11 protein-coding genes and 1 pseudogene are annotated in these 10,949 nt (G+C 35.6%); 7 read left to right on the top strand and 5 right to left on the bottom strand.

Annotated elements, in window-relative coordinates; translation table 11 throughout:
* Nucleotides 1-174 precede the first annotated feature (174 nt).
* The 4 genes from AB1630_07105 (at nt 175) to xseA (ending at nt 2,592) form a co-directional block, all read left to right on the top strand.
* Complete coding sequence (locus AB1630_07105; GenBank protein MEW6103560.1) at nt 175-444, top strand: winged helix-turn-helix domain-containing protein; 270 nt, start codon at nt 175-177, stop codon at nt 442-444.
* Nucleotides 445-548: 104 nt separating this feature from the next.
* The gene (locus AB1630_07100) at nt 549-695 is read left to right on the top strand and encodes a hypothetical protein (protein MEW6103559.1); all 147 of its coding nucleotides are present in this window, start codon (nt 549-551) and stop codon (nt 693-695) included.
* Nucleotides 696-892: 197 nt separating this feature from the next.
* Nucleotides 893-1,372 (top strand): DUF3368 domain-containing protein, encoded by a 480-nt coding sequence (locus tag AB1630_07095; GenBank protein ID MEW6103558.1) that lies wholly within the window; start codon nt 893-895, stop codon nt 1,370-1,372.
* Between the two features lie 26 nt (nt 1,373-1,398).
* Nucleotides 1,399-2,592, top strand: coding sequence for an exodeoxyribonuclease VII large subunit (xseA, locus tag AB1630_07090; GenBank protein MEW6103557.1), 1,194 nt, complete (start codon nt 1,399-1,401; stop codon nt 2,590-2,592).
* Here xseA and AB1630_07085 read toward each other — a convergent pair.
* The 5 genes from AB1630_07085 to purF are packed head-to-tail and all read right to left on the bottom strand — an operon-like array spanning nt 2,584 to nt 7,945.
* A complete protein-coding gene (locus AB1630_07085) occupies nt 2,584-3,597 on the bottom strand; it encodes an LptF/LptG family permease (protein MEW6103556.1) in 1,014 nt (337 codons plus the stop codon). The two genes, xseA and AB1630_07085, sit on opposite strands and share 9 nt — an antisense overlap.
* Nucleotides 3,594-4,589, bottom strand: a complete 996-nt coding sequence (locus AB1630_07080) for an LptF/LptG family permease (protein MEW6103555.1) — start codon at nt 4,587-4,589, stop codon at nt 3,594-3,596. The genes AB1630_07085 and AB1630_07080 overlap by 4 nt, the downstream gene beginning before the upstream one ends.
* A complete protein-coding gene (locus AB1630_07075) occupies nt 4,589-5,713 on the bottom strand; it encodes a DUF362 domain-containing protein (protein MEW6103554.1) in 1,125 nt (374 codons plus the stop codon). The genes AB1630_07080 and AB1630_07075 overlap by 1 nt, the downstream gene beginning before the upstream one ends.
* Nucleotides 5,710-6,543 carry a carboxylating nicotinate-nucleotide diphosphorylase gene (nadC, locus tag AB1630_07070; protein MEW6103553.1) on the bottom strand — a complete coding sequence of 278 codons (834 nt, stop codon included), beginning with the start codon at nt 6,541-6,543 and terminating at the stop codon, nt 5,710-5,712. The genes AB1630_07075 and nadC overlap by 4 nt, the downstream gene beginning before the upstream one ends.
* Before the next feature lies 1 nt (nt 6,544).
* The gene (gene purF, locus AB1630_07065) at nt 6,545-7,945 is read right to left on the bottom strand and encodes an amidophosphoribosyltransferase (protein MEW6103552.1); all 1,401 of its coding nucleotides are present in this window, start codon (nt 7,943-7,945) and stop codon (nt 6,545-6,547) included.
* A gap of 226 nt (nt 7,946-8,171) precedes the next feature.
* On the opposite strand from purF, the gene AB1630_07060 reads away from it, so the two are divergent.
* The 3 genes and pseudogenes from AB1630_07060 to priA form a co-directional block, all read left to right on the top strand.
* On the top strand, nt 8,172-8,546 hold the full coding sequence (locus AB1630_07060; protein MEW6103551.1) for a hypothetical protein: 375 nt from the start codon (nt 8,172-8,174) through the stop codon (nt 8,544-8,546).
* Nucleotides 8,547-9,082: 536 nt separating this feature from the next.
* Nucleotides 9,083-9,267: pseudogene (locus tag AB1630_07055) on the top strand (IS481 family transposase).
* A gap of 235 nt (nt 9,268-9,502) precedes the next feature.
* The coding region (gene priA, locus AB1630_07050) for a primosomal protein N' (GenBank protein MEW6103550.1) at nt 9,503-10,949 on the top strand (1,447 nt) is incomplete at its 3' end.

Here is a 10,949-nt window from a genome sequence, read left to right as displayed (position 1 = left end):
TAAAGAGATAAAAAAGATGTTGCTTTTGGATGAGGTAAGTATAAACAATTACAAGAAGATATACCAGGAAAAGGGAATAGATAAGCTATTGGATGTAAATTATAATGGCTATTCTTAAAAAGTTGTCAAAAGCCCCAAGAAGAAGAATTAAAAAGCCATCTAAAGAAGCATTTAATAAGGTCGGCAAAGGGGATATGTGAGATTGTTAAACAAAGATTTGGGAAAAAATATACCTTAAGTTGGAAGGTTTGTCTTTTACATAGATTAGGATTTGTATACAAGAAAACCCGATTGGTTCCCTGTAAGGCTAATAAAGAAAAACAAGAAGCATTTGTTAAGAAATATGAGGAACTAAAAGCCAATAAGGAAAAAGATGATAAGATATACTTCATAGATGCCGTTTGTCCCCAATATAACTCAATGCCAGGGTGGGAGACGGAATAGAAAAGGGAGAGGAAATGCAAACTTTAAGTAATAGTGGTCGTTCATAAGGATAATCAGGGATGGTGCTTTAGACATTGAAACAAAGAAGATTATAGAAAGAGAAGATGATACAATTAACTCCTTATCTTGTAAGAAGTTGTTTTAAGAAAATAGAAAAGCCAAGCCCAAAGGCAAAAAATATCAAGGGAATAGCTGACAATGCCAAATATTACCATTTAAGAAGAAATAAAAGAGTATCTAACAAACTTTAAGGATAAAACCCATTGAGCGTGTATGGAAATTCTTCAAGGGTAAAGTAATAAGAGGCAAATACTATGAGAGATTTGATAAGTTTAAGGCTATAGTTCATGAATTCTTTGAGAATTTTGGAAGTTATAAAGGAGAATTAGAGAGCTTACTGACAGAAAAATTTCAGATAATAGGGGTTGTTGACACTTGAAAACCAATTTTGTTTGCGTATAGTTGTCTTATTGGGCTATCGCAAATAGGTCTCTTTGAATTACTAAAAGAGTTATTTTTAGAGGTGTACACTCCAGATGCCGTATATGATGAAGTTGTTGTCAATGGAAAAGGTGAGGCAGGCTGTGAAGATACAGAATGGGCTATAAAAGATGGTTGGATATTAAAGAAAAATGTTAATGATAGGGTAGTTGTTGATGCTTTAACACCCATCTTGGGGAAAGGGGAAGCCGAGGTTATTATTCTTTGTAAAGAATTAAATCTTGATTATGCCTTAATAGATGAAAGAGCAGCAAGGAATATGGCAGAGCTGATGAATGTAAATACAATAGGGGTTTTAGGGATTATAGATTTAGCAATTGAAAGAGGATTTCCTATAGACAAAAAGAAAGTCGTTGACCAATTGAAAGATTTAGGGTTTAGAATAAGCGATAAACTTTATAAAAAAATGTTTTCCAATTCAAAATAAAATTTTTGCTGCAATGTAATTCCATTATGAATGAACGAAAAATCTTTAGTGTTTTTGAGTTAACAACCCAAATAAAGCTCATTTTGGAAAGCGCATTTCCATCTATTTGGGTCTGTGGCGAGGTGTCAAACATAAAAACAGCAAGCTCTGGCTATACATATTTTACACTAAAGGATGCCCTTTCCCAGATAGATTGTGTTGTATTTAAAAAAGGCTTAAAGATTCCAAAGGATGGAGAGCACATAAATGTTTATGGAGAAATAAGTGTTTATGCAAAGAGGGGGACATATCAGATAATTGTCTCCTTTATTGAGCCTGTTGGAAAAGGGTTGCTCTGGCAGAAATTTGAGGAATTAAAGGAAAGGCTTAAAAAAGAGGGGTTGTTTGAGGCAATACATAAAAAACCCATTCCATTTTTACCAGAGAGAATTGGAATTATTACATCCCCAACAGGTGCGGCAATTAAAGACCTTTTAAAGACGCTTCCAGATATAGAAATAATCATATATGGCGTAAAGGTTCAAGGAGAGGGGGCAGCAGGTGAGATTGCCTCTGCAATAATAATGATGAATAAATTAGAAGAAAAGCCAGATGTTTTAATTGTTGGAAGGGGTGGTGGTTCATTGGAGGATTTATGGTCATTTAATGAAGAAATTGTTGCAAGGGCAATATTTGCATCAGAAATTCCTGTAATCTCTGCTGTTGGCCATGAGACAGATTATACCATATCTGATATGGTTGCTGATATAAGGGCGGCAACGCCAACACAAGCTGGCGAGATTCTTAAGAAAATAAGGGAGGATATTAGCCAAAGAATGAAACTGGCAAAAGAGAGGTTAATTAGGGCAATGGGAAATATCGCATCCAAACAAAAAATGAGAATATTTGCCATATCCTCATCCTATCCATTTAAAAAGCCATTCTTTAGAATAGAGCAAGAAAGGCAGGAGATTGATGATTTGTCCCAAAGCCTTGAGAGGGCTATTTCAGCCATTTTTTCCTCTCTTAAAATAAGGCTTGCAAGGCTAGAGGTTATAACATCCCTTAGCCCAGAGGCAATATTAAAAAGGGGCTACAGCATTACATACAAGGATGGAAAGGTGATAAAGAATGCCCAAGATGTAGCCGAGAATGATAGGATAAATATAAGGCTTTATAAGGGAGGGATAGATGCAAATGTGATAAAAAGTCAAAAGTCAAAGCAAGCCCATTTATTTTGATAAAAGCCTGAAAGCAATGGATATACCAATAACATTAGAAGCCCACCCTGCAAGAAGGGGAGAAATATCCAATTGACTAAAAAATAGCATCCCTTCCCAATAAATAAAGGAGATAAGCAGGGCAATCCCTATATTTCCATATAGCCCAAATTTTAAACCACTTGTAAGCATTGAAAGACCAATCATTGCTAAAACAAGGCTTGAGAATGAAAATGCTACCTTAAAATGAAGCTCCTCAATATAGTTTTTATCTTCTATTCCATACCTCTTTGCAATCCTAATTGCCTTAAAAAGGATGCTTGGTTTCATTAGCTCATAGCTGGATTCTGTAAAAAGTCTAATTTCATCAGGCTTTGGAAGGCAAAAATTTAATATAGGGATATTTTTCTCTTGCTCTACCTCTCCCCTTTTTATCCTCCTTTCTATTCCGCTTGTAAGATGCCATTTTCTATTTTTGTATTCACATATTTTTGCCAATATTATAAGGTCTTCCCTTTGAATCTTAAGGTTTTCAATTGTATTTTTTTTTAGAGAGCCAATGTGAACAAAGGCATTAGAGAGCTTAAGAGAAATGGGTTTTTCTTCGCTTATAACCCCTTTTATTTCATTTTTAAGGATGATATGGCTTTTATTGGATTGAGGGATAAGAAATTCAGAAAGAAAAACTAAAGAAAGGCTTAATAAAAAAAAGAGGCAAATGACTGGAAAAACAATAGCCCTTTTTGGTATCCCTGATGAGAGAAGAATCTTAAGCTCACCCTTTGCAAACCTTGTTCCTAAAGAAAGAATGCTTATGATTGCTGATATTGGAAAGGTGAATAAAAGATTTTGGGGAATATTAAGGCTTATGTATTTTAATATAACAAGAAGATGTGGTTTATATGTGAGAAAGAGATCAAGAGAAGAAAAGGTATATCCAATAAGAAGAAGACCATTTGTCAAAAAAAGGGTGATAATAAATGGCTTGATAATGGTTGTAAGGAGGTATTTAGAAAGGAGGGTCATTTTAAAAGCTTAAAGAAAAATGGAATACCGCATATTCCAAAAAGCATATTTGGAAGCCATAGAAAAATTGGAGAAATAGCCCCTTTTTTTGATAGTGCCTCACAAAAGATAAACACAATGTAATACAAAAGGATAATTATGGTTGATGCTCCTAACCCAAACATCCTCCTTTCTTTTTTTATCTTTATACCAAGTGGAATAGCTATTAAGGAAAGGAAAAAACAGGCAAAGGAAATGGAAAGCCGTTTATGAAGCTCTGTTAAAATATAGGGGTTCTTTTCTTTTCTTTTTAGCTCAGAAAGTGTAAGGTGAGAGATTGATGTTTTTTCGGAAAGCACCTTTATATCAATTGGAATATCAAACGAGCTAAATTTCATTATATGATACATCTTTGGGTCATTTTTATCAAGCTCATGTAGAGAGCCTTGTTCTAATAAAAGAAGCTCATTCTCCATCCTTCCCTTTTTTGCAAATATTATCCTTTCTCCTTTTCCCTCTGTTATGTATATATCCATTAGTTGACTATCCTTTATCCTATCCACATAAATTTCTTTATCCTCTATCTTTACAAATGTCTTCTCCTCAAGCAACATATCCTTTTTGGTTATCTTATCAGAGAGTAATTTAAGAGAAAACCCTGCAAGCGGAGAGATATATCCATTTATAAACCTTGCAAAAAATGAAAGAAAAAGGGAAAAAATAAGGATAAATACAATTGTTCCTCTCATACTAATACCCGATGATTGCAAAGTAACTATATGGGGAGAAAGCCTTGATAAACCTGTTATTAAGCCCATAAGAAATGCCATTGGAAGACCCATCCCTAAGGCTTGTGGGATAAGTAAAAGGAAAATTTTAAATGTATCAAGGGAAAATCCAAATTTAAGGATAGAAAATGCGCTCTCCATTGTTAAGATAAAGATAAAAAAGAGGCAGGAGGCAAGAAAAATAATGCCTATCTCCTTTATAATGTATTTATAAAATAGCTTCATTATCTTAATTTATGATAGATTTCCTCAAATATTCTGTAAAACCTTGTCTTTGCTATTTTTGAAACAAGCCTATTAGAGATAGAGCTTTTCAATCCAATTGCCTGATTTGGGCAGGATTCCTGGCAACAATAACATCTAATACATAAGGCATCATTTATCTTTGCTTTCTGTTTTTCTATTCTAATTGCACCTTGTAAGCATACATTGACGCAAGTTCCACAGGCATTGCAATTATTTCTTATAACAGGCTTTACAGTAAGAATAGGCTTAAGGTAAGAACCAAGCCATCCCCAAGGGGAAGCAGATGTAGAAAGGGAAAATGGTTTCTTAAGGATAAGGTTTTCTATTGGTTCAGAGAAGAATTCTGCATTTTTAAGCAAACCTTTCCTTTCGTCAAAGCCCGGGATGAGAGAATATGGAATACCAACAATCTTTAAGGCAACAAGGTCAGCAAGGATAGGATCTTCGCTTATAATAATTACGCCAACCTTTCTTAAATTTCCATCTGCTGGACCATCTCCATCCATTCCAATTATCCCATCCATAATTGTAAGAGAGGGTTTTTTAATTGTCTCTAAAAGACTAAATAGCATCTTTGAAAAGCTCTCCTTATCTTTATGTGTTGAGTGGTAGGAAAGCTTTGTAAGACCTGGGATTAAACCATAGAAATTCTTTACAGCCCCAGTTAGAATTGTTAAGGTGTGTGTCTTAAGCTTTGGAATATTTATTATAAAATCGCAATCATTAGCTGGCTTTATTATATCAAAATAGTCCATTTTTATTGAAGATGTATCATAATTTAATATGGCATCCTCTATTTCCATTCCACAGGTTTCGTATGTTCTCTTTAAAGACCATTTGGTGTAAGAAATGCCCATACCTGGGCTATCAGCAATTATTGGGTTTGCTCCACATTCTTTAACAAGCCTTGCAATTGCCTTTACAATGGATGGATGCGTTGTTATATGCCTCTCTGGCTTATAAAATCCAAGGAGATTGGGCTTAAGGAGGACATTATCGCCGCTTTTTATAAATTGTGAAATTCCACCAATTGCCTCAATGCCCTCCCTTATTTTTTCCTCTGTCTCATCATAGGACTTTGCAGAAACAAGACAAATTTTCATAAAATCTCAAGGCTTACATCTAATGCCTTTGCACTATGGGTTAAGGCTCCTATAGATATAATGTCTGGATTAAGGATTGCTACTTCTTTTACATTTGATAGATTTATACCACCTGAAACCTCTATCTTTATTCCCTTGTTTTCCTTTCGTATAATGAAAATCGCCTCTTTCATCCTTGGAATATCGAAATTATCAAGCATAACAATATCAGCACCTTGTGATATCGCCTCCCTTACTTGCTCTATGTTTTCTGTTTCTACCTCTATCTTTTTCTTTGGATGTTTTTCTTTTACCTTTAAAATTGCCTCTTTTATTCCACCTGCAACCTTTAGGTGATTATCTTTTATTAAAATTTCATCAAATAGACCAAATCTATGGTTGTATCCACCACCTATTCGGACAGCATATTTCTCCATCCTCCTAAAGCCCGGTGTTGTTTTTCTTGTGTCATATATTTTAGAACAAGATGCAAGCTCAACAAATTTTGATGTAAGGGTTGCAATTCCAGAAAGGCTTCCTAAAAAATTTAGAGCTGTTCTTTCACAAGAAAGGATGGATTCACCATTTCCAGAAAGCTCAAGGATAATTGAGCCATCCTTTACCATTTCTCCATCCTTAATTATTCGTTTTATTTCAATCTTTTTATCTACCTCCAAAAAACACTTAATTGCAATGTCAATTCCAGCAATTATCCCTTTTTCCTTTGCTATAATTTGGGCATCAATAAAGGAAGAAAAAGCAATTGCAGAGGATGTAATGTCTTTTTTTCCTATATCCTCCTTAAGCGCCATTTTTATAAGAGCCTTATCGCTTTCGGTTAATTTATACATTTTACAAAATTGGATAGTCTCCAGAAAAACAGGCTGTGCAATAATTATCTGGGTTTTTTACGCAAAGAAGCATTCCATCCAAAGAGATATATCTTACAGAATCTGCATCCATAAATTTTTCTATCTCTTCTAATGAGCTATTGTTTGCAATAAGCTCTTCTTTTTTCGGTGTATCTATGCCATAGAAACAGGGGTATTTTATAGGAGGGCTGGAGCTTCTAAGATGAACCTCAATTGCGCCAGCATCTCTTATCATTTTTATTATCCTTTTACAGGTTGTTCCCCTGACAATTGAATCATCAACAACGATAATCCTTTTATTCTGCAATACTTCAGGAACAGGGTTAAGCTTTATCTCAACACCTGCTTTCCTTATCTTTTGCTTTGGATAGATAAATGTCCTTCCAATATAATGATTTTGTATTAGGGCAGATTCAAATGGGATTTTTGCCTCTTCAGAATAACCAAGTGCTGCAATTGTTCCTGAATCTGGAACAGAGATAACAATATCTGCTTTGACCCCTGCTTCTCTTGCCAGCTGCCTTCCAAGCCTTTTCCTTACTTCATAAGGCTTTTCGGAGAAGATAAGGCTATCTGGACGGGAGAAATAAATGTGTTCAAAGATGCAATATGAATTTCTTATTTTATAGGGAAGATCATAATCACCTATTTTATATTGCATTCCATCAATGGCAATCTGGGAAGAAATTTTAACAAAATTAAAGGATTCTAATCCATTTTTATCTATAATAACAATCTCACCGGGCTCTACATCCCTTATGTATTCTGCTCCGATAAGAGAAAAGGCACAGGTCTCAGACGAGATAAAAAATGCATCCTTTTTTCTTCCAATAGATAAAGGTCTAAAGCCGAATGGATCCCTTGCAGCAACAAGTTTATCCTTTAGAATAAAAATAAGGGAATATGCCCCTTTTATTAAGGATAGGGAATGGATTAGGCTAGAGAGAAAATCCTTTTGTTTAGCCCTTGCTATTCTATGGAGGATTACCTCAGAGTCTGATGTTGTCTGGAATATTGCTCCCTCCCTTTCAAGCCTTCCCCTTAAATGTCCACTATTTACTATATTCCCATTATGGGCAAGGCCAATCTGTAAGCCTCCATTATATGTTATTAGAAATGGTTGTGCCTCCTCTATCCTTGAAAGCCCTGCTGTTGAGTATCTTATATGCCCAATTGCCTTATCTCCAGCAAGCCTGCTTAAATCATTTTTATTAAAAGAGGAGACAAGACCCATTTGGCGATGAAGATAAAGGGAATTGCCGTCAGATGATACAATCCCACAGGATTCCTGGCCTCTATGTTGTAGGGCAAATAGGCCTAGATATGTAGAGAAAGCCGCATCTTGCAAACCAAAAACCCCAAATATTCCACAATCAGCCATTTGTCAAGATTTCATTTCTAATAGTATAATTATATTGAGAGAATGAATAAATTTCGTAACTCATCCTCTATTATAGGGATATGTTAAATTTTTCTCAATCTTTTTCTGTAACTATTCACCTTTCTTAACCAACTTGTCTTAATTATGAACCCTATGCTTATCTTCTTAAAAACCTTGAGTAGACCACAGACAACAGACTAAAATGAAGAAAAATGTTTGAAGCCTGATGTCTCATATCTCTTGTCTTCATAAAGATATAACTTGTCATAACCTGAATAGATACGAGATAAGAAAGATTGTAAAAGAAGAAATTCAGCATGTAGATAAACGGATAGATCAAGTAGATAAACTAATAGACGATTTAAGAGGAGATATAAACACAAGGATAGAGGCTTTACAGAATCTTCTTTATGCTGTCCTGGCAGGCATCTTTGCCCTTATTGGCTTTGTTCTTTGGGATAGAAGGTCTGCCCTTGCCCCTGCTGTTAGAAAGGCAAAAGAGCTTGAGGAAAGGGAAGAAAGAATAGAAAGGGCTTTAAAGGAATATGCATTTCAGGAGCCAAGATTGAAACTTGCACTAGAGAATGCTAGGGTTTTGTAAAATACCTTCCAAAAATTAGCAAATCCAACCTACGATTGACTTTTGGGCTAAAGGCTTGATATAATGGGTTTGTGAAAAGTAAAGATGAGCCATTAATCCCTTTTAAAACAATAGATTACATCTTTGGCATTCTTGTTTTCTTTGTTTCTTTTGGGGTTTATTTGCATAGCTTAACCCCAACCATTGGGTTTCATGATTCAGGTGAGCTGATCACCTGTGCCTGGATACTAGTGCATTGTAACATTAAAAGTTAAATAATGTCTTTTTGCTTTATAGTATCTTGCATAAATTGTTGCAATATACAGTTAGACTAAAAGAGATTAAACCACGAAGGAGTAATTTCAATGTCCAATGCAAAAATTGAATTTCTTTCCTTTAATAATTTGCGTTACAATGTAATAGTGCTCTCGTGACTATTTATTAAAGTGAATGAATTTTTAACAGAACACACACTATCTATTTTTGCACTAAGTGATGGAAGATACTATAAGTTCTGCCTATGGATTTATGTTTATAGCCTTTACTATGCTTTTGAGATGAGGGCTTGTAATGTGAGAAATTCAATAAGAATAAGACTTGATAATGGGGCTGAATTCTTATGAGAAAAAGTAAGAAAAAGCTTGAAGAATGGAATCAAATCCTTACTTCACTAAATGTTTTCCTTAATCCAATCCCACCAGGTGCTAAGCATCTTTTAAGATTGGTTGATAACTCCCATAGAATCTGATGATTCACCCCGTTAGAAAGCCTATAAATAATTGTGATAACGATATTATGGGCTTTAACTGCAGTTCTACGAAACTTTCTAACGGGGTAAATATTTCTTGATGATTCGTGCTATTGATGTAATAATATTGCTATGTTTCTTGATAAAGCTCAAAAATGGCAGGATACATGGGAAACTTTTGTCATGTGAAGTTGATGTAGTGTATCTACAGAAATATCTTTGCATAAAAATGTATGCCAAAATTGCCTTAAGAATTCCAAAGGAAGGCTTATACACCTATCGCATCCCAGAAGAATTAGAAACATCTTGTGAAATTGGAAAGAGGGTGCTTGTTCCCTTAAGGAATAGGGAGGTGGTCGGATGGCTCATTGAAAGAAGAGAAACCCCAGATTATGCAAAAAGGATAAAGGATATAATTAGCATTCTTGATGACGAGCCTCTCATTTCTTCCTCCCTGATTGAGCTTTGTGGCTGGATTTCTTCATACTACCTCGCCTCTTTTGGCGATGCCCTATCTTTGCTTATTCCCAAGGGTAAAATAAAAAGGTATCCCTTGGAAGAAAAAGCCGAAGAAATTCTTTGTGTAAAACCAGCCTTTACCCCAAACAAAGAGCAAGAATATGCCATATCAAGGATGTGCAGGTCAATTAAGGCAAGAAAATTTGATACATCCCTTTTATATGGGGTAACCGGAAGTGGAAAGACCGAGGTCTATCTTCAGGTGATAGAAAAGGCAATTGAAGATGGCGGCTCTGCTATCGTTCTTGTTCCTGAAATTTCCCTTACACCGCAGATAATAAACAGGTTCAAAGAGAGATTTGGAGTTCGCTCTGCCATCCTCCATTCAAGGCTTACGGGAAAACAGAGGCTTATTGAGTGGCAAAGGATAAGAATGGGGGATGCCTCTATTGTGGTTGGGGCAAGGAGCGCCCTATTTGCTCCGACAAGGAATTTAAGACTCATTATTGTAGATGAGGAGCAATCAACCTCATACAAGCAGGAAAGCAATCCGAGATACAATGCAAGGGATTTGGCGATTATGAGGGCAAAGATAGAAAATTGCGTGTGTATTTTAGGAAGTGCAACCCCCTCATTAGAATCTTTCTATAATGCCCAAAGCAAGTATACCCTCCTTCATTTGCCAAACAGGATTGAAAAAAGGCCCCTTCCTCTGGTTGAGATTGTGGATATGCGAGGCGAAAAAAAGGAGACAATATTTAGCAGACGGCTTAAGGATGCCATTTTTTATACCTTAGAGGAAAAGGGGCAAATTATCCTTTTGCTTAATAGAAGGGGCTATTCAAACTTCCTTCAATGCTATGATTGCGGTTTTATCCCAGGGTGTGTAAATTGTGATATTACCTTAACCTTTCATTCACAGGACAAAAGCCTTAAATGCCATTATTGTGGATATAAAAGAGGTGCCTATAATCTTTGCCCAAAATGCAAGGGCTCTCGGCTTAAATTCCCTGGTTTTGGAACCCAAAGGATAGAGGCTGAGCTTAAAGGTATGTTTCCATATGCTAGAATCTTAAGGATGGACATAGACACGACAAAGAAAAGGGGCTCGCATGAAGAAATTCTTAAAAAATTTGAAGCTGGCAGCGTTGATATTCTGTTGGGAACCCAGATGATTTCAAAGGGGCTTGATTTTCCCAATGTCCTTTTGGTGGGTG

The organism is bacterium, from assembly GCA_040753555.1.
Lineage (GTDB): Bacteria > UBA9089 > UBA9088 > UBA9088 > UBA9088 > JBFLYE01.
This window is presented reverse-complemented; position numbering and strand designations above follow the sequence as displayed.